This window comes from Enterovirga rhinocerotis, from assembly GCF_004363955.1.
GTDB classification, from domain to species: Bacteria; Pseudomonadota; Alphaproteobacteria; order Rhizobiales; family Beijerinckiaceae; genus Enterovirga; species Enterovirga rhinocerotis.
The window spans coordinates 885991-904038 of sequence record NZ_SNZR01000013.1; the positions used below are offsets into that span (position 1 = coordinate 885991).

An 18048-nucleotide genomic window follows, 5' to 3' on the forward strand; every position below is an offset into this window, starting at 1 on the left:
ACCTGACATGACGACGTTTACGAGACGCGGAACCCTGGCAGGGCTCGGCGGGGCCGCTGCGCTTGCTCTGACGGGCGGGAGCGCATGGGCGGATCTCTATCCGAGCCGACCGATCCGCATGCTGGTGCCCTTCCCGCCGGGCGGGCCGACCGATCTCGTCGCCCGCGTGATCGCCGAGGCGATGGGCAACGACCTGAAGCAGCAGGTCATCATCGACAACCGGCCCGGCGCGAACGGCAACATCGCGGTCGAGGCGACCGCGAAGGCCGCGCCGGACGGCTACACGCTCGTCTACAACACCTCGGCCGTCTCGATCAGCCCGGCGCTCTATCCCAAGCTCGGCTACAACATCGAGACCGACCTCGTGCCGATCGCCCTGACCGCGACGGTCCCGCTCGTCCTGATCATCCATCCCTCCATCCCCGCGAAGACGGTGAAGGAGTTCATCGACTACGCGCGCTCGAAGCCAGGCGAACTGTCCTACGCCTCCACGGGCATCGGCAGCGTCACCCATCTCGGCGCGGCTTTGTTCCAGTCGACGAACGGCATCAAGGCCGTGCACGTGCCCTTCCGCGGCAGTGCGCCGGGGCTCACCGGCCTTGCGGGAAACCACGTCCAGTTCATGACCGACACGGTCAACTCGGCGCATCCGCTCATCAACGGCGGTCAGATCAGGGGGCTCGCCGTGCTCGGGGCCAAGCGCGTCCCCGTGCTCCCGGATCTGCCGACGCTCGATGAGGTCGGCCTGAAGGACTTCGATATCGGCGCCTGGCAGGGCATCATGGCGCCGAAGGGCACGCCGCCGGCCATCGTCGAGCGCCTCAACGCCGCGGTCCTGAAGGCCCTCCAGGATCCCGGCGTGAAGGAGAAGCTCGCGATCCAGGGCGCCACCATCCTCGGCTCGACGCCGAAGGAATACGGCGACTACATCCTCGCCGAGATCAAGCGCTGGGGCCCGGTGGTGAAGGAGAGCGGCGCGAAGGCCGATTGAGGCGCGGATGGCGGGCCGCCCATCGGCACGGTGGGCGGCCTTCCTGTGTCTCTGACGATGCCGTGCCGGCCTGAGGGATCGGGGCCGGACGGCGGCCTATTCCACCTTCACCCCGGCCGCGCGGACGATGTCGCCGAGCCGGTCCACGTCGCGGGCGACGAGCTTGCCGAGATGGGCCGCTCCGCGCTCCGCCGCTTCGGGTGCGGGCGCCGCGAGATCGGAGAAGCGCTGCTTGACCTCGGGGTCGTCGAGCGAGGCCGACAGAGCGGCTTCCAGCTTGGCGACGATCTCCGGCGGCGTGCCCTTCGGCGCCATCATCGCGTTCCAGACGCTGAGATCGAATTCCGACACACCGCCTTCGATGAAGGTCGGAACGTCGGGGAGCTGCGCGATGCGCGCCTTGCTCGACACGCCGAAGGCGGTGACGCTGCCGCCCTTGTGCATCGGGATCATGGTGACGGTCTGGTCGAACACGACGTCGACGACACCGGCGACGAGGTCGGTGATCGAGGGGCCCGAGCCGCGGTAATTGACCAGGGTCGCCTTCGTCTTCGTGACGTGCTGGAAGGCGACGGCGGCGAGATGGCTGGTCGAGCCGATTCCGGCCGTGCCGATATTGACGCTGCCCTCCTTCTCGCGGAGCCGCTTCAGGAAGCCGGCCATGTCCGTGATGCCCGACTTCTTGCTCGCCGAGACCACCATCGGGATCGTCGCGATGAGGCCGATCGGGGCGAGGTCCTTGCGGGGGTCGAAGGACAGGTTCGGATAGAGCGAGACGTTGGCCGCGAACGAGCCCATATTGCCGATGGTGAGCGTGTAGCCGTCCGGTTCCGCCCGTACGACGCGCTGGGTCCCGGTCGTGCCGCCGGCTCCCCCCACGTTCTCGACGATGACGCTCTGGCCGAGCTGCGCCGTCATGGCCTTGGCCATGATCCGGGCCAGCACGTCGGTGGTCCCGCCGGGCGCATAGGCGACGACGATCGTGATCGGTCGGCTCGGATAGGCCTGAGCGAAGGCCGGGCCGGCAATGAGCAGGGCGCAGATCGCCCAAAAGACGCGTCGCATGGTGTTTCCCCGTTATCGTTGCCGCCTCACTGTCAGACAATCAGGCAGGCATCAAGCCTTCAGGGCGCCGACACTACGATGCGGGCTGTGCCTCGACATCGCCGGTCCCGGACCGGCGATGTCGAGGGTCGGGCAGCGCCCTACTTCTTGACGAGGGAGCAGCGGCTCTCTGACAGGGGCTGGAACGCCTCCTCGGCCGAGACCTCCTGCTTGATGGTCAGATAATCCCACGGATACTTCGATTCCGAGGGCTTCTTGACCTGGACGAGATACATCGGGTGGACCATCGCGCCATCGGCGCGCACCTTGCCGTCCTTGGCGAAGATGTCGTTGACCGGCATCTCGCGCATCTTCGCCATCACCTCGTCGGTCGAGTCGGTGCCGGCGGCCTGGACGGCCTTCAGATAGTGCATGACCGCCGAATACTCGCCCGCCTGCGCGGCCGTGGGCATGCGCTTGTGGCGTTCGAAGAAGCGCTTCGCCCAGGCGCGGGTCTCGTCGTTCCGGTCCCAGTAGAACCCGTCCGCATAGAGCATGCCCTGGGTCGTCTCGAGCCCAAGCGCGTGCACGTCGCTGATATACATCAGCAGCCCGGCGATCGATTGCCCCGCCGCGACGACGCCGAATTCATGGGCCGCCTTCACGGCGTTGACGGTGTCCGAGCCGGAATTGGCGAGGCCGATGACCTTCGCCTTCGAGGCCTGCGCCTGCAGGATGTAGGACGAGAAATCGGCCGTGCCGAGGGGGTGGCGCACCGCACCCATGACCTTGCCGCCGGCCGCCTTCACGAGCGCCGCGGTATCCTGCTCCAGCGAATGGCCGAAGGTGTAGTCCGCCGAGACGAAGAACCAGCTGTCCCCGCCCGTTTTCGTGATCGCGTTCGCCGCGACCTTGGCGAGGGTCTGGGTGTTGTAGGTCCAGTGGATGCTGATCGGGCTGCAATCCTCGTTCGTCAGGCGGCTCGAGCCGCCCGCGGCCGCAGCGATCAGGACCGGCTTGTTCTTCGCCTTGCCGACATCGACCACCGCGATCGCGGTCGCGCTGGCGGCGACGTCCGTGATGGCGTCGACCTTGCCCGTATCGAACCATTCGCGGGCCCGCGCGCTCGCGATGTCGGGCTTGTTCTGGTGGTCCGCGTAGATGATCTCGATGGGCTTGCCGAGGACGGTGCCGCCGAAATCCTCGATCGCCATCCGGGCCGCGAGGACCGAGCCGGGGCCTCCGCTATCGGCGTAGGGACCGGTCATATCGAGCAGCAGCCCGATCTTGACCACGTCGTCGGAGACCTTTCCCTGCGCCATGGCGCCACCGGTCAGGGCGAGCAGCCCGACCCCGGCGAGCAGCGCTCTACAGATATGCTTCACAACGTCCTCCCGTTATCGATCGCCAGGGAGACGGCGCGCCTGCGCGGCTCGCCGTGCATGCGCGACGATCCATCGATCGCGCCCCGGTCGTGTCGACCGTCGCGACGCCTTTGCGGCCGTTCCCCCTGCTTGACGGGCAGGTAGCACAGTGTAGCATTGATGGACAAGTGTCCGCTCAGCGGACATTTTTGAGGCGGGGGCGCGCGGATGACGACGACACGCAACGGATGTCGCCTCGCCGCGGCCTGACGCTGCTCGGCGTGGATGGGCCTTGCGCCCAACGGGAGCTGTCGCCCCGCAGCGGACGGATATCGCGCCTGGCCTGCAGCCCCGTCACACGGCTGCAGGCGGACATCGGAATGGAGGAATAGGGTCGATGATCAAGATGATAGCGCTGCTCAAGCGCAAGGATCACCTGACATACGAGGAGTTCATCGAGCATTGGACCGAGATCCACGCGCCCTTGGCCTATGACGTTCCCGGTATTCGCCGGTATGTGCAGAACCACATCGTGACGCGTCAGTCGCGGGCCGACATTCCCGACATTCCGGTCGATGCGGACGGGGTCGCGGAACTCTGGTTCGACGATGCGGCCGCGATGGCCAAGGTGCACGGGACGCCGCAGATGCAGCGCCTGCTGGCCGACGGTGCGACCTTCATCGGCCAGATCCGGACCTTCATCGTGGAAGAGAAGGACGTGCCCCTGGCCGGCGTCGACGCCTAAGCCGCGGGCTGAGCCGGCGCGACGGGGGCCGCGACCGTGTCGCGCCCCCCGATGTCGTCAGGCGGCGGGGCTCAGGCCGGCCTCGCATGCCGGCTGGCCTCGTCCTCGATCTGGTGCCAGATGTTGAGCGCCATCGGCCGCTCGCTCTCCTCGAGGATGTGGCCGACGAGACCGATCGCCCGCGCCATCACGCCGAAGCCGCGCACGATCTTCCAGGGGAAGCCGAACTCGCAGCACAGGGCGCCGAGCGCCCCGGTGGCGTTCAGGGTCAGCGGCTTGCCCGCTGCTGTCTCGGCCTCGGCGTGGATCTTCTGGATGAGCGTCACGTAGCGCCCCGCCATGCCGTTCTCCTCGGCGATCGCGAAGAGGCGCGGCGTGCGCGGATCGATCGGCTTGTGGATCGGATGGCCGAAGCCCGGCAGGATGCGCTTCTCCGCGCGGTAGCGCTGCACGAGATCCCGCGCGATGGCGTCGAGATCGGCTTCTCCGGCATCCTGAGGCAGGGCATCTTGGGGCAGGGCGTCGTAGAGCATGCGCGAGGCGCCCTCCATGCTGCCGACGAACACGGTGCCGAGACCGCAGAGGCCGGCCGCGACGGCGGCCTGAAGGGATTCCGGCGCGCCCGCATAGGTCATGCGCGCGGCGATCGCGGACGGCGTGATGCCGTGCTCGACCAGCGTGATCAGCAGCGCGTTGAAGACCGCCGATTCCGGAGCGGTCGGCACCCGTCCGGTGAGCTGGAGGAAGGCCATGTCGCCGAGATTGAGATGGCCGAGGATCTCGTTCGGCAGGCTCTTCCCGCGCACGACGATCTCGTCGGAGGTGCTCCACGCGATGTCGGAGCGGATGGTCTTGGACGGAGCGGTCATGGATTCCTTCCCCCTGGACGTCGGGCTTCTCAGGCCGTCTCGGGCCAGGTCGCCGGTTCGAAACGGTAGCCATCGCCCTGCCGGCGAACATAGCCGCAATGCGGCGCCCCGAAATGCATGGGCATCAGCAAGACGTCGTTGTCGGCCGCATCGGCGAGGACGCGTGCGCGGGTCCGGCGCGCCTCGTCCGGCAGCGCGCAATAGCCGGTGTTGAGTTCCGGCAGCAGGATCTGCAGCGGCGAATGCATCACGTCGGCGCTGAACAGGCCCTGCTCGCCGCGCGAGCGCAGGCGATAGGTGAGCATGCCGTGGCTGTGCCCGGGCGCCGGCTCGACCGCGAGGCAGCCGGCGATCTCGCCCGCGTCGTCCTCGACGAAATCGACCAGCCCGGCCTCGATCACCGGCATGACGCTGTCGGCGAACGAGGCGTCGATCAACGCATCGGGCTCGGAGGCGAGCTTCGTGCGGTAATACTCGAAGTCTCGCTTCGGCATCAGGTAGCGCGCATTGGGGAAGGTCGGCACCCAATGCCCGTCGGAAAGGATCGTGTTCCAGCCGACATGGTCGCTGTGCATGTGGGTCTGGACGACATGCGTGACCTGGTGCGGGGCCGCGCCGGCCGCCTCGAGCCAGGCCGGCACGAGGGAGTTCAGCATGTTCATCCGCGCCGCGCCGCGCGGCTTCGCATTGCCGACCCCGGTATCGATGACGATGACGTTGCCGCCGGCCTGCACGATCCAAAGCTGGATGGTGACGATCAGCCGGTTCATGTGCGGCATGTAGTGGTGCGGCGCGACCTGTTCGGCCTTCGCGGCGAGGGTCGCGGGGTCGAGATCCGGGAACAGGAAGGCCGGATCATGGGTCGGCGCGGCATATTCCAGCACGCGCGTCACCCGGGCTTCGCCGATCATCCGCGTCTGCATCATGGCGCATCCTCCTTCGGTTTGCTGTGGCGGGCGCCCGTCATGGCGGAGCGCGGTGGGGCGCTACGCGGCCCCGTCCAGCGTCTCGACGAAGGCTCGGATGGCGCCCGCGACGATGTCGGGGGTCTGGGTGGCGGAGAAGTGACCGCTCTCGACGGCCTCGAAGCGGGAGCCGCGCACCAGACGGGCGATCGGCTCGATCATCTCCGGTGGGCGCAGCGGGTCGTGGCGACCGGCCAGGAACAGCGACGGCAGGGAGAGCTGCTCCAGCTCGGCCCGCATCTCGATGCCGGCCAGCATGCGGTAGATCGCGGCATAGCTGCCGGGATCGTTGGCGAGCCACCGGGCCCTGAAGCGGCGGAAGCGCTCGGCATCCGCGCGCAGCACCTCGGGGTAGGAGCGCGGAAGCTCGTCTTCGGATACCGCGAGCATCCCCTCCCGCTCGACCCGGTCGGCATAGGCGAGGATGGCGGGCCGCCGCTCCTCGGCGATGCCGGTCGCGGGTCCGAGCGCGACGACGCCATCGAACCGATCCGGGTGCCGCGCCGCCGCATGCAGGGCGAGCGCGCCGCCGACGGCGCAGCCGACGACGACGGCCGGACCCCGCAGCCCGTTGGCATCCATGAGCGCGACGACGTCGTCGGCCATCCGGTCGAACGGAGCGGTCCCGCGGAGCTTGGTCGACTGGCCGGCCCCGCGCGTATCGAAGCGCAGGATGGCGCGCCCAGCGCCCAGCAGCGGCAGGACGAGATCCCAGCTCTCGAGCGTTCCGCCCATCTCGTGGACGAGGACGATGCTCCGCTCGCCGCCGCCGGTCAGCTCGTGCCGGAAGCCGGCTCCGTCAAGCTCGATCCAGTCCACGCTCATGCACCGTTCCTTTCGATCGGATCGCCCCCGCCGCGCCGAGGATCGCATGGGCGCTCGCACGGCATCCGGCTGTCGTCCCGGCAGCCTTTACGAGTCGGCGGGCGCCAGGTCCGCGTCCGTGAGCTCCTGGAGGTCGGCGAGGCTGATGCCGGGAATCATGTCCCGGACCTTGAAGCCGCCCGGGGTGACGTCGAGGGTCGCGAGGTTGGTGTAGACGCGCGTGACAGAGCCGAGGGCCGTCAGCGGGTAGGAGCATTGCCGCACGAGACGCGGCCGCCCTTCCTTCGTCGTATGCTCCATCGCGATCCAGACGCGCTTGGCCCCGACGGCGAGGTCCATCGCCCCGCCCACGGCTGGCGCCGTGTCCTCGGCCGATGTCGCCCAATTGGCGAGATCGCCGTTATCCGCCACCTCGTAGGCGCCGAGCACGCAGAGATCGAGATGGCCGCCGCGAATGACGCTGAAGCTGTCGGCGTGATGGATGTAGGCCCCGCCGGCGCGAAGCGTCACATACTGCTTGCCGGCATTGATCAGCCACGGGTCGACCGCGTCGGGCGACGGGGCGGGACCGACCCCGAGGATGCCGTTCTCGGAATGGAAGATCACCTCCCGCTCGGCCGGGACATGGTCCGCGACGAGCGTCGGAATGCCGATGCCGAGATTGACGAACCAGCCTTCCGGGATGTCGTTCGCGATCCGCTGCGCCATCTCGCGGCGGTTATGGGGCGTCCAGGGCCGGTCGGTCTGCGGTTGCGCGCTCATAGCACCGGGTCTCCGTGCGGAACGTGGATCACGCGGTCGACGAAGATGCCCGGCGTGACGATGCTTTCAGGGTCGAGCTCGCCGAGCGGAGAGACGTGCTGGGTCTGGACGACCGTCAGGCGGGCGGCCATCGCGGCGACCGGATTGAAGTTCCGTCCGGCCGCGCGGTACGCGAGGTTCCCCCAGCGGTCGGCCCGCCATGCCTCCACGAGGGCGACGTCGCCGGGGAGGGCCCGTTCGAGCACGTAGAGCCGTCCGTCGATCTCGCGCGTCTCCTTGCCCTCGGCCAGCCGCGTTCCGGCGGCGGTCGGGGTGTAGAAGGCCGGGATGCCGGCGCCCGCCGCCCGCATCCGCTCCGCGAGCGTCCCTTGGGGCACGAGTTCGAGTTCGAGCTTGCCGGTCTTGTACAGCGTCTCGAAGATGGTGGAGCCCGCGATCCTCGGGAAGCTGCAGATCAGCTTGCGCACGCGGCCCGCCTCAAGCAGCCGCGCGAGTCCGACCCGCCCGTAGCCTGCGTTGTTGGCGACGATGGTGAGGTCCTTCGGGCCGGCCTCGATCAGGCCCTCGATCAGATGCGTCGCCTGGCCGACGGCGCCGAAGCCGCCGAGCAGCACCGTCGCGCCGTCGTCGATGCCGGCAAGGGCGTCGGCAATCGAGCCCACGAATTTGTCGATCATGCGCAACCTCCGCGCGCGGGGCGCGCAGCCTCGTGCCTCATCCGGCCCTCGCCCACGGGCGTGATCGGACCTCCGGCGGCTACGCTTCGGGTCGTCGACAAAGCCTGCACACGTTCCTCCGAGGTTTCGCTTCCGGCGAAATCCAACGGTCCGCAGAGCGGACAAAGGTCCATTAAACGGACCATATGGAGGTGTCAAGCGACGCGGTCGCGAGGCACGGTCTTGCTCGAAACCTCAAAAGCGGGCATGAATCCGGACGGTTCACACCTCCGGCTCCTCCGTCGAGCCCGCGACGTTCGTTCCGCGGTACGGAGCTGAAAAGAAAGCAGAATGGAGCGCTCGACCAATCCTCCGAGGAGCACCGAGCGGGACCCGGAATTCGTCGAGGCCCTCGCGCGCGGCCTGAATGTGATCGGGGCCTTCAACCGCGACCGCCGCCGCATGACCCTGTCCGAGGTCGCCAAGCACACCGACCTGAGCCGGGGCACGGCACGCCGGCTCCTGCACACGCTGCGCGCCCTCAACTTCGTCGATACCGACGGGCGGCTGTTCTGGCTCACCCCGAAGGTGCTGAATTTCGGCGACGCCTATACGGCCACCCTGGGTTTGGGCGACCCCGCGCGCACGGCGCTGCAGGAGGTCACCGAGACGCTCGGCGAATCCTCCTCGATCGCGGTGCTGGAAGGCGGCGAGGTCGTCTATGTCGCGAGGGTCGAGGTGCGACGGCTTTATTCGTCGGGCATCCATGTCGGCACGCGCCTGCCGGCGCATTGCAGCTCCCTCGGCCGCGTCCTGCTCGCCAGCCTCGAGGACCGCGAGATCGCCGATTGGCTGGACCGCCATCCGCTCACGAAGCGCACGCCGCGCACGGTCACGGACCCCGCGCTCCTGATCGAGAAGCTGCAGGAGGTGCGGCAGCAGGAATTCGCCATGATCGACGGCGAACTCGAGGTCGGCATCCGCTCGATGGCCGTGCCCGTGCTCGGCCGGACGGGCCGCATCGTGGCGGCGCTGAACGCGAGCACCTCGACGGCGCGCGGGTCGCTGGACGTGATGCGGAAGAAGTTTCTGCCCGTGCTCCGGGCAGCGTCCCGGAAGATCTCCCAGAGCCTGGAATAGGCGAGACGTCCGGCCGCGCTAACGCGGCTGGACGAAGATGTTCACCTCGAGATCGGCATCGGCGCCGTCGACGGGATCGGTCGCGAATTCCTCGATGAAGGCGTCCTTGGCGACGATGTCCTTGGCCTCGAGATAGGTCGTGATCGTCTCGTAGGTGTTGTCGACGTCGTCGTAGGGGCCCTTGTGCACGAAGCGCCACGCCCTGCCGGCGGGCGTCGTGCCGAAGCGCATGTCCTTGGCGAGGTCGGCGGGCGGATTGGCCGGCGCCTCGGCGACCGGGATCATGGCCTCGAACCTGAAATTGTCGTCCGTCGTCTGCGTGTAGAGGACGATGGGGCGGCCGCGCGGCTCGATTCCGAGCCGTCCGAGCTCCTTCTCGATCCGCCCGAACGCCTCCTTCAGCGATTTGAGCCCCGAATCCCAGTCGCTCGATCCCGACAGGACGAGCGCCGGCTTCGCCGGCAGGACCACGTCGTCGACATTGGCGGGATCGCCGGGCTCCGCGAGCAGGGGCGGGCGTGAGGGCTTGGTCGGCGCTGCCGGCACGCCCGGACTGTCGGCCGGCGGGCTGGCGGGCGCCGGCGCCGCAGGCGGCTGGCTGCCCGTGGCCGATCCTTGAGCCAGGAGGGGCCCGGCGCCCAGAAGCGGCAGAGCCGGGGCCAGAAGGGCCGCCGTCAGGGCCACCGCGATCGATCGAGAAGCCGCACGCATCGATGGTCCTTTCGAGGCCGGGGCCCTCGCGACAGGACCCGCGCCCTCCGATATAGGGGCTCCAACGAAATTGTTCCCGCGTTCGACGCACGAATTCGACGGGATCGAATCGCGATGGATGCCCCATGAGTACCCTGGCAGACAGGCGCTATCTCAAGATGAATGGTCTCGGCAACGAGATCGTGGTCATCGACCTGCGCGGCGGGCGCGCCGAGATCTCGCCGGCCGAGGCGCGCGCCGTCGCCGGACAGGGGGAGAGCCGCTTCGACCAGCTCATGGCGATCCACGATCCGGTCACGGCCGGCACCGATGCGCGGCTCCTGATCTACAACACCGACGGGTCGCGCTCCGGAGCCTGCGGCAACGGCACGCGCTGCGTCGCCTGGGCGATGATGGAGGACGCTGCGGTCTCGCGCGGAACCATCCGCGCCGAGGGCACGCTCGCCCTCGAAAGCGAGGCCGGCCTGCTCGAGGTGACCCGGCGAGGCCCGCTCTCGTTCACCGTCGATATGGGGCCGCCGCGCCTGCGCTGGGACGAGATCCCGCTCGCCGAGCCCTTTGCGGACACCCGCGCGATCGAGTTGCAGGTCGGCCCCATCGACGATCCGGTGCTGCACACGCCCTCGGTGGTCAGCATGGGCAACCCGCATGCGATCTTCTGGGTCGAGGACCCCGACGCCTATGATCTCGCGCGGCTCGGCCCGATGCTGGAGAACCATCCGATCTTCCCGGAGCGGGCCAACATCTCGCTCGCGGCCGTGCGCTCACGCGACCACATCGTGCTGCGGGTCTGGGAGCGCGGCGCCGGGTTGACCCGCGCCTGCGGCTCGGCGGCCTGCGCCGCCCTCGTCGCGGCCGCGCGCAAGCGGCTGACGGGGCGCGAGGCCACGGTGACGCTGCCGGGAGGCGATCTGCGGATCGCGTGGCGCGAGGAGGACGGCCATGTCCTCATGACGGGGCCGGTCGAGCTCGAACATGACGGCGTGCTGGCGCCCGCCCTGTTCTCCGCGGCGGAAGCGGCGGCCGGGTGAGCGTTTCGGTCCTGAATTTCGGCTGCCGTCTCAACGGGGCCGAAGGCGAGACGGTGAAGGGGCTGGCCGAGGCGGCCGGCCTCTCGGACGTCGTCGTCGTCAATACCTGCGCCGTCACGGCGGAGGCGGGCCGGCAGGCGGCACGCGCGATCAGGCGCGCCAGGCGCGAGCACCCGCAGGCGCGCATCGTCGCCACCGGCTGCGCCGTCGAGATCGAACCCGCCCGGTTCGCCGCCATGCCCGAGGTCGCCAATCTCGTCGGCAATGCCGAGAAGATGCGCGCCGGCATCTGGGCCGATCTCGGCGCAGGCGCACTCCCGCGCGCTGCGATGGGCGGGCTCGCGCAGCTGCGCGACGCTCCGGCGCCGGCGAGCGATGCCGGAGCGGGCCGCGTTCGCGCGTTCGTCGAGGTCCAGAACGGCTGCGATCATTCCTGCACCTTCTGCACCATCCCGGCCGGACGCGGCCGGTCGCGCTCCGTGCCGGTCCCGGCGGTGATCGAGGCGATCGGCGTCGCCGTCGCCGGAGGCGCGCGCGAGGTCGTCCTGACCGGCGTCGACATCACGGCCTACGGCCAGGATCTCCCGCGGCCGACGCGTCTCGGCGGTCTCGTCAAGGCGATCCTCTCGGCCGTCCCCGAATTGCCGCGGCTGAGGCTGTCGTCGATCGATTCCGTCGAGGCGGACGACGACCTCCTCGATGCCCTCGCGACGGAGCCCCGGCTGATGCCGCATCTCCACCTCTCGCTCCAGGCGGGCGACGATCTCGTGCTGAAGCGGATGAAGCGTCGGCATGCCCGCGCGGACGCCATCGCCTTCTGCGAGGCCCTGCGCCGGGCGAGGCCGGGCATCGTGTTCGGGGCCGATCTGATCGCGGGTTTCCCCACCGAGAGCGAGGCCATGTTCGCCCGCTCGCTCGACCTCGTCGAGGAATGCGGCCTGACCTATCTGCACGTCTTCCCGTATTCGGCGCGTCCCGGCACCCCGGCAGCCCGCATGCCCGTGGTTGCGGAGACGGTGATCCGAGAACGCGCCGCGCGCCTTCGCGAAGCAGGCGCCGCATCGGTCACGCGCCACCTCGCCGCAGAGGTCGGGCAGCGCCGCCGGGTGCTGGTCGAAGGGAACGGCATGGGTCGCACCGAGACGTTCGCGCCGGTCTCGTTCGCGTCGGCCCCGCCGCGGGGCACGCTGGCGGACACGATGATCCGCGGACACGACGCCCGCGCGCTGCTAGCCTGAACGGCTAGGTTGTCCCGGCAGCGTAATCGCGCAGGACAGTTGTCGACGAATTGCTATTAGACCTTTTAACTCTTTCAGACTAGCTTTGCGGTTAGTCCTCTCATTCATGCGAGGGCTGGGTGTTGCCGCAAGACGGGCTGCGAAGATGAACGTCAGATTGCGGAGATCGTCCGCTATCCATGACGCTTGCTCTCCGGTCTCGGTCTGTCGGGGCGTCGGGGCCGGTTGATGACGGACGCCGCGCTGACCGTCACGGATGCGAGTGCGGCGCTGGTCGGCGCGGCGGGCTTGCTCGCGGCCCTTTGTGTCGTGCTGGCAGTCCTCGCCTGGAGGCGCGGTGCGCGGCTGAAGGCTCAAACCGAAACCTTGCGCCGTCTCGAAAGCGCGATCGAGACCATGTCGGACGGCTTCGTGCTGTGGGACGAGGACAGCCGCCTCGTTCTGAGCAACGAAGTCTACCGGAGCATGTACGAGGTCAGTCGGCCCGTCCTGGTCCCCGGAGCCCGGTTCGGCGACATCATCCGCTGGGGAGCCGAGGCCGGCCAGTATCCGGAGGCCGAGGGGCGGATCGACGAGTTCGTCGAATCGGTGATCGCGTTTCATCGCTCCGGGTCCCAGACCGCGGAACGGCTCCTGCATGACGGCCGCTGGATCCAGATCACCGAGCGCAAGATGGCGAGCGGGGGCACGGTCGGCATCCGCACGGACATCACGCCTCTCAAGTTGGCTCTGGCCGAACTCGCCGCCGCGAATGCGCGCGCCGAGGCTGCGGCGGCGGAGGCCAATGCCCGCAGCCAGGCGCTGCGCCAGCGCGACGAAGCGCTGGATTCCAGCCATGCGTTGTTCGAGGCGGCGCTCAACAACATGTCGCACGGCCTGACCATGATCGATGGCGCCGGACGCCTGATCGTCAGAAACCGCCAGTTCTGCGAACTCGTCGGTCTCGATGAGACGATGCTCGCTCCCGGCATGACGGCCGAGGAGCTGCATCAGGCAATGGCGCGATCCGGCCTCCTCAGCGAGGCTGCCGTCGCGCAGATCTGGTCGGGCCATCGCGACCTCGCGGAGCACGGCAACCCGATCGCCTTCGTGATCAACACCTTGGCCGGCCGGGCGATCGCCGTCACGCAGAGACCGCTCGATGGTGGCTGGGTCGCGATCTACGAGGACATCACGAGACGGCGCGTGGTCGAGCGCCGGGTCCGCTTCCTGGCCCTCCACGACGACCTGACGAAGCTCCCGAACCGGATTCACTTCCGGAGCCGGCTCGAAGAGTTCATGCAGCGCAGCCGGCTTCAGGGCGGCTCCTTCGCATTGCTGTATCTCGACCTCGACCGCTTCAAGGGCGTCAACGACACCTACGGCCATCAGACGGGGGATTCGCTGCTGAGAGCGGTGGTGCGGCGGCTGCGGGCCTGCGTGCGGCCCGGTGACGTGATCGCGCGCCTCGGAGGCGACGAGTTCGCGATCCTCCAGCCGCTGTCGGACGAGGACAATCGGCCTGAAATCCTCGGTCGGAACATCGTCGCCGCGATCGATCGCCCCTTCGACCTCCTCGGCCACCGGATCTCGATCGGCGCGAGCATCGGGATCGCGATCGTCGCCGACGGCCGCGTCGCCGATGCCGATCGGATCCTTCGGGAGGCGGATCTCGCGCTCTATCAGGCCAAGACGACCGGCCGGGGCACGTGCCTCGTCTACGAACCCGTACTCGAACAGACGCGCCGTCATCGGCTCGCTCTGGAGGCGGATCTGCGGCAGGCGATCGAGACGGGAGCGCTGTCGCTGAGGTATCAGCCGATCTTCGAGCTCGCGCATGGGCGCGTCTCCGGCTTCGAGGCTCTGGCGCGGTGGTACCATCCGGAGCGCGGCTGGATCTCCCCGGCCGAATTCGTGCCTCTCGCCGAGCAATCCGGCCTGATCGACGAGCTCGGCGCCTGGGTTTTGCGCAGGGCCTGCCGGGACATCTCGGGCTTCCCGGGCTCCCCCAAGGTCGCGGTCAACCTGTCGACGCAGCAACTGCGCTCCGAGGCGATCGTCGCCATCGTGGCGGATGCGCTCGCACAGAGCGGCCTTGCGCCCGAGCGCCTCGAACTCGAGATCACCGAGACGGCGCTTCTCACGGAAGTGCTCGGGACCGCCTCGCTGCTCAACAAGTTCCGGGAACTCGGCACGCATATCGTCCTCGACGATTTCGGCACGGGCTATTCGTCGCTCAGTCATCTGCGCAGCTTTCCGCTGAGCAAGATCAAGATCGATCAGAGCTTCGTGCGCGACATGGCCACCGACAAGCAAAGCTCCGCCATCGTCTCCTCCACCGTCGAACTGGCAGCGAAGCTCGGCATGCTGACGACGGTCGAGGGCGTCGAGACGGCGGAACTGCTGGATCTCGCCCGGTCGATGAACTGCACCGAGGCGCAGGGCTATCACCTCGGCCGCCCCGTCACGATCCTCGAGGCGGTGGAAATGCTCGACAAGAGGCTCGACACGGCCCGTTCGCGCCCCTTCCTGCGCTCGGTCTGACGTGACCTGACCGCCGTGCGGCTGCCGGGGCGATCTGCTATGCCACCCTCGCGTGATCCCTCGGTGCGAGGCTCGGAATGCGGACAGGTTGGGGCGGATGAGCGAAGCTGCATTCCGGCAGGCGCTCGGTGAATTCGCGACGGGGGTTGCCGTCGTCACGGCCCGCGGCAAGGACGGCGACGATGTCGGGATGACGATGAGTTCGTTCAACTCCGTCTCGCTCGATCCGCCGCTCGTCCTGTTCAGCGTGAGCCGAAGCGCGAGGAGCCTGCCGGCGATGCTCGAGGCGGGGGGATACGCTGTGAACGTGCTCGCGCGGGACCAGGAGGGGATCGCCCAGCGGTTCGCCCGCACGCTCGGTGACAAGTGGGAGCGTGTCCGCACGAGCCTCGGCCATGCCGAGGCTCCCCTGATCGCGGGGGCGCTGGCCCATTTCGAATGCGAGCCCTACGCCCATCACGACGGCGGGGACCACGTCATCTTCGTCGCCCGCGTGCTGCGGCACAGCGTGCATCCGGGCCCGAAGGAGCCGCTTCTCTTCTTCCGCCGCCGCTATCGGGGCCTCGACGAGGCCCGTGACGAGGACGCGCCGGACAATCCTTCGCCGATCCTGTGACGGCTCGACGCGCTAGGCCAGGCTGCGCTCCGCCTCGTCGACGAAACGGGGATCGATGTAGCTCTCGGCGCTGAGCTTCGCCCGGCCGGGTAGGGCGCGGATGAGCGCGGAGACGTCGATCAGCGCCTGCACCGCCGCGACGCTCGCCCGGGCGTCGGGCGGGAAGATCTCCGCCTCGACCATCTCGTCCCAGGCGAAGTCCGCGTGCTCGGCCGAGAGGTCCGCTTCCGCCGCGGCGATGGCGCGCGAGGCCTCCTTGTTGGCGCGCAGCCAGCGATGGGCCTCGATATAGGCGCGCAGGAAGGCGACGACGGTCTCCCGGTGGGCCGAGGCCCAGGCCATGTCGACATTGACGGAGGTGAACTGGAAATCGGGAAAGAGCGCGCGCGGGGAGCCGAGATCGGAATAGCCCTGCTCGATGGCGATCCGGTTCATGGGGGCGCCCTGGAGCCCGGCATCGATCTCGCCCGATTGCAGCATCCGCCAGCGCGCGAGGATGGGGCCGACCGGAAGCAGCGTGTAGTCGTCCGGATAGCGCAGCCCGTGGCGCGCCAGCAGTTCCATGACCAGCGAGGACGATCCGGCCTGGATCGAGGAGACGCCGATCCGTGCGCCTCGGAGTTCGGGGATCGAACCGATTCCCGCCCTGGCGATCAGCGAGAAGGGCAGCCGGTTGACGTTGCCGGCGACGATGGCGAGCCGGCCGCCGCGCTCGCGCTCGAGGATCACGTTCTCGGTGACGCCGAGATCGATATCGAGCTCGCCCGCCGCGAGCCGGCGCGTGACCTCGTCGATGCCCTCGATCAGATGCAGCTCGACCTCGAGGCCCTCGCGCGCGAAGAAACCCCGATGCTGCGCCGCCCAGAGCGGCATGTTGAAATAGTTGCGCGACACCGCGCCGACGCGAAGCTTCGTCATGGCGTCCTCCCCGCTCCTTCGATGGAGCGGGGCCGGGCGGGTGTAAATCCCCGGCGGAGGCCGCTCACCCCGGCGAAGGCCGGGGTCCAGCAGGAACCGGTGGCGCGATGTCGGGGCCGGGGGCTGGTTCCCGACTTTCGTCGGGATGAGCGGGGAGCGGCTCTCAGACCGTCTTCGACCAGAGCCGCTCGGCGAGCACGCCCGTGCGGGCCTCGATCGCCTCGGCCGCCGCGAGCGCCACGTCCTCCCGGAAGCGGCTGGCGACGAGCTGGATTCCGAGCGGCCGGCCTTCGTGCAGCCCGGTCGGCACGACCGCGCAGGGGAGGGCGAGCGTGTTGAGGCCGGTCTGGAACACGAAGGACCGGAACAGCCCGTCCACCGCCTCGGGCCCCTTCAGGTCCGCATCCGCCGCGTGGGAGGGCTGGAGGCAGAGCGGGGTGAGGACCAGCGGATAGCGTTCGAGGAACAGCATCCAGTTGCGGATATGGCCGGTGCGCTCCGCGCTCGCCGCCATGAAGCCCTTGAGGTCCTTCGCGTGGCAGAGGCCGATATAGGCGTCGACGATCGCGTTCATCTCCGGCGTCGCCATCTTGCGATAGGCGTCGAGCTGCATTTCGCGCATCTCGGCCGGGATGAGGTCGAACCAGAGTTCGAGCGGGCGTGCGATGTCGGGCGTCTTCACGCGCTCGACGACGTAGCCGGCATCGGCCAGCATGCGCGCGGCTTCCTCCACCGCGGCGAGCACGGCGTCGTGGACCGGGTACCCGTCAGGAACCTCGGCGATGGCGACCTTGATCGGGCCGTCGAGCGCCGGGCCGTCGAAGGGCAGCGGCACGTGCCAGGGATCGCGCGGATCGCGGCCGATCATCGCCTGGAGGCCGAGGCGGACATCCTTCACCTCGCGCGCGATCGGCCCCTGGGAGGACGTGATCTGCGCCAGCATGGGCCGCTCCCCGCCGGCGGTCGCGTTGAAGGCCGGCACGCGGCCGGTGGTCGGCTTGATCGTCGAGACGCCACAGGCGAGGGCGGGCCAGCGCAGGGAGCCGCCGATGTCGTTGCCATGGGCGAGCGCCCCGATCCCGAGCGCGACCGAGGAGGCCGCACCGCCGGACGAGCCGCCGCAGGTGGCGGCCGGATCCCAGGGGTTGAGCGTCAGGCCGTGGAGCGGATTGTCCGTCATCGCCCGCATCGAGAATTCGGGCGTGTTGGTCATTCCGATCGCGATCGCGCCCGCATTCCGCCAGTGGCGGACGATCGGCGAATCCTCCTTGGCGATGAGGTTCGCGAGGGCCGGCACGCCGTTGGAATTGGCCTGGCCGACATAATCGACATTGATCTTGATCGTGACCGGCACGCCGTGCAGCGCGCCGAGCGGCTCGCCCTTCGCACGCCGCGCGTCAGCTTCACGCGCCGCGGCGAGCGCCTCCTCGCGCAGGTCGACGACGACGGCGTTCACGGCGCCGTTGGCGGCATCCTTGCGGGCGATCGCCGCCTCGACGGCCTCGACGGCGCTGATCGTGCCGTCACGGATCGCCGCAGCCTGGTCGCTCGCGGACATCTGCCAGATTTCGGTCGCCTGCATCATGCTCCCCCGTTCGCCGCTGCCGCTCGCGTCGTGCGGCGGGAGGACTTTAGGAGGGGATCGCGCGC

Annotated in this window: 17 protein-coding genes; 7 read left to right on the plus strand and 10 right to left on the minus strand. The window is 69.0% G+C overall.

All coding sequences use genetic code 11. The annotated features are described in order from the left end of the window. Nucleotides 1-7 precede the first annotated feature (7 nt). Nucleotides 8-991 carry a Bug family tripartite tricarboxylate transporter substrate binding protein gene (locus EV668_RS15955; protein WP_133771712.1) on the plus strand — a complete coding sequence of 328 codons (984 nt, stop codon included), beginning with the start codon at nucleotides 8-10 and terminating at the stop codon, nucleotides 989-991. Nucleotides 992-1087: 96 nt separating this feature from the next. On the opposite strand, the gene EV668_RS15960 is transcribed toward EV668_RS15955, so the two are convergent. After that, nucleotides 1088-2056, minus strand: a complete 969-nt coding sequence (locus tag EV668_RS15960) for a Bug family tripartite tricarboxylate transporter substrate binding protein (RefSeq protein ID WP_133771714.1) — start codon at nucleotides 2054-2056, stop codon at nucleotides 1088-1090. 140 nt (nucleotides 2057-2196) lie between these two features. Continuing rightward, on the minus strand, nucleotides 2197-3420 hold the full coding sequence (locus EV668_RS15965) for an ABC transporter substrate-binding protein (RefSeq protein ID WP_342636839.1): 1224 nt from the start codon (nucleotides 3418-3420) through the stop codon (nucleotides 2197-2199). A gap of 376 nt (nucleotides 3421-3796) precedes the next feature. On the opposite strand from EV668_RS15965, the gene EV668_RS15970 reads away from it, so the two are divergent. Further along, a complete protein-coding gene (locus tag EV668_RS15970) occupies nucleotides 3797-4144 on the plus strand; it encodes an EthD domain-containing protein (protein ID WP_133771716.1) in 348 nt (115 codons plus the stop codon). Nucleotides 4145-4215: 71 nt separating this feature from the next. On the opposite strand, the gene EV668_RS15975 is transcribed toward EV668_RS15970, so the two are convergent. The 5 genes from EV668_RS15975 to EV668_RS15995 all read right to left on the minus strand — a co-directional run bounded on the left by EV668_RS15975 (nucleotide 4216) and on the right by EV668_RS15995 (nucleotide 8239). Continuing rightward, entirely contained in the window at nucleotides 4216-5013 is a 798-nt protein-coding gene (locus EV668_RS15975) for a citryl-CoA lyase (RefSeq protein WP_133771718.1), read from the minus strand. Nucleotides 5014-5042: 29 nt separating this feature from the next. Continuing rightward, nucleotides 5043-5939, minus strand: coding sequence for an MBL fold metallo-hydrolase (locus tag EV668_RS15980; RefSeq protein ID WP_133771720.1), 897 nt, complete (start codon nucleotides 5937-5939; stop codon nucleotides 5043-5045). Nucleotides 5940-5999: 60 nt separating this feature from the next. Continuing rightward, nucleotides 6000-6803 carry an alpha/beta fold hydrolase gene (locus EV668_RS15985; protein ID WP_166652500.1) on the minus strand — a complete coding sequence of 268 codons (804 nt, stop codon included), beginning with the start codon at nucleotides 6801-6803 and terminating at the stop codon, nucleotides 6000-6002. 87 nt (nucleotides 6804-6890) lie between these two features. After that, on the minus strand, nucleotides 6891-7565 hold the full coding sequence (locus tag EV668_RS15990; RefSeq protein WP_245513218.1) for a 3-oxoacid CoA-transferase subunit B: 675 nt from the start codon (nucleotides 7563-7565) through the stop codon (nucleotides 6891-6893). After that, nucleotides 7562-8239 carry a 3-oxoacid CoA-transferase subunit A gene (locus tag EV668_RS15995; RefSeq protein WP_208111561.1) on the minus strand — a complete coding sequence of 226 codons (678 nt, stop codon included), beginning with the start codon at nucleotides 8237-8239 and terminating at the stop codon, nucleotides 7562-7564. Before EV668_RS15995 ends, EV668_RS15990 begins: the two co-directional genes overlap by 4 nt. A 333-nt stretch (nucleotides 8240-8572) precedes the next feature. Between EV668_RS15995 and EV668_RS16000 the strand changes: the two genes are divergently transcribed. Further along, nucleotides 8573-9361, plus strand: a complete 789-nt coding sequence (locus EV668_RS16000) for an IclR family transcriptional regulator domain-containing protein (RefSeq protein WP_133771726.1) — start codon at nucleotides 8573-8575, stop codon at nucleotides 9359-9361. Between the two features lie 18 nt (nucleotides 9362-9379). On the opposite strand, the gene EV668_RS16005 is transcribed toward EV668_RS16000, so the two are convergent. Then, nucleotides 9380-10072: a GyrI-like domain-containing protein gene (locus EV668_RS16005; protein WP_133771728.1), complete on the minus strand. Its 693-nt coding sequence runs from the start codon at nucleotides 10070-10072 to the stop codon at nucleotides 9380-9382. Between the two features lie 125 nt (nucleotides 10073-10197). Between EV668_RS16005 and dapF the strand changes: the two genes are divergently transcribed. The 4 genes from dapF to EV668_RS16025 all read left to right on the plus strand — a co-directional run bounded on the left by dapF (nucleotide 10198) and on the right by EV668_RS16025 (nucleotide 15480). Then, nucleotides 10198-11103: a diaminopimelate epimerase gene (dapF, locus tag EV668_RS16010; protein ID WP_133771730.1), complete on the plus strand. Its 906-nt coding sequence runs from the start codon at nucleotides 10198-10200 to the stop codon at nucleotides 11101-11103. Beyond that, on the plus strand, nucleotides 11100-12341 hold the full coding sequence (gene mtaB, locus EV668_RS16015; protein WP_133771732.1) for a tRNA (N(6)-L-threonylcarbamoyladenosine(37)-C(2))-methylthiotransferase MtaB: 1242 nt from the start codon (nucleotides 11100-11102) through the stop codon (nucleotides 12339-12341). The genes dapF and mtaB overlap by 4 nt, the downstream gene beginning before the upstream one ends. Nucleotides 12342-12569: 228 nt before the next feature. Continuing rightward, nucleotides 12570-14864 (plus strand): putative bifunctional diguanylate cyclase/phosphodiesterase, encoded by a 2295-nt coding sequence (locus EV668_RS16020; protein WP_133771734.1) that lies wholly within the window; start codon nucleotides 12570-12572, stop codon nucleotides 14862-14864. Nucleotides 14865-14961: 97 nt separating this feature from the next. Continuing rightward, complete coding sequence (locus tag EV668_RS16025) at nucleotides 14962-15480, plus strand: flavin reductase family protein (protein ID WP_133771736.1); 519 nt, start codon at nucleotides 14962-14964, stop codon at nucleotides 15478-15480. Nucleotides 15481-15492: 12 nt separating this feature from the next. On the opposite strand, the gene EV668_RS16030 is transcribed toward EV668_RS16025, so the two are convergent. Both EV668_RS16030 and EV668_RS16035 read right to left on the minus strand, forming a co-directional pair. After that, complete coding sequence (locus EV668_RS16030) at nucleotides 15493-16398, minus strand: ABC transporter substrate-binding protein (protein ID WP_133771739.1); 906 nt, start codon at nucleotides 16396-16398, stop codon at nucleotides 15493-15495. Nucleotides 16399-16561: 163 nt separating this feature from the next. Further along, on the minus strand, nucleotides 16562-17980 hold the full coding sequence (locus tag EV668_RS16035) for an amidase (protein WP_245513219.1): 1419 nt from the start codon (nucleotides 17978-17980) through the stop codon (nucleotides 16562-16564). Nucleotides 17981-18048 lie beyond the last annotated feature (68 nt).

Coding starts and splice junctions, on each gene's coding strand:
- EV668_RS15955 (WP_133771712.1), top strand. CDS start 8: ATGACGACGTTTACGAGACGCGGAACCCTGGCAGGGCTCGGCGGGGCC.
- EV668_RS15960 (WP_133771714.1), bottom strand. CDS start 2,056: ATGCGACGCGTCTTTTGGGCGATCTGCGCCCTGCTCATTGCCGGCCCG.
- EV668_RS15970 (WP_133771716.1), top strand. CDS start 3,797: ATGATCAAGATGATAGCGCTGCTCAAGCGCAAGGATCACCTGACATAC.
- EV668_RS15975 (WP_133771718.1), bottom strand. CDS start 5,013: ATGACCGCTCCGTCCAAGACCATCCGCTCCGACATCGCGTGGAGCACC.
- EV668_RS15980 (WP_133771720.1), bottom strand. CDS start 5,939: ATGATGCAGACGCGGATGATCGGCGAAGCCCGGGTGACGCGCGTGCTG.
- EV668_RS15985 (WP_166652500.1), bottom strand. CDS start 6,803: ATGAGCGTGGACTGGATCGAGCTTGACGGAGCCGGCTTCCGGCACGAG.
- EV668_RS15990 (WP_245513218.1), bottom strand. CDS start 7,565: ATGAGCGCGCAACCGCAGACCGACCGGCCCTGGACGCCCCATAACCGC.
- EV668_RS16000 (WP_133771726.1), top strand. CDS start 8,573: ATGGAGCGCTCGACCAATCCTCCGAGGAGCACCGAGCGGGACCCGGAA.
- EV668_RS16005 (WP_133771728.1), bottom strand. CDS start 10,072: ATGCGTGCGGCTTCTCGATCGATCGCGGTGGCCCTGACGGCGGCCCTT.
- dapF (WP_133771730.1), top strand. CDS start 10,198: ATGAGTACCCTGGCAGACAGGCGCTATCTCAAGATGAATGGTCTCGGC.
- EV668_RS16020 (WP_133771734.1), top strand. CDS start 12,570: ATGACGGACGCCGCGCTGACCGTCACGGATGCGAGTGCGGCGCTGGTC.
- EV668_RS16025 (WP_133771736.1), top strand. CDS start 14,962: ATGAGCGAAGCTGCATTCCGGCAGGCGCTCGGTGAATTCGCGACGGGG.
- EV668_RS16030 (WP_133771739.1), bottom strand. CDS start 16,398: ATGACGAAGCTTCGCGTCGGCGCGGTGTCGCGCAACTATTTCAACATG.
- EV668_RS16035 (WP_245513219.1), bottom strand. CDS start 17,980: ATGCAGGCGACCGAAATCTGGCAGATGTCCGCGAGCGACCAGGCTGCG.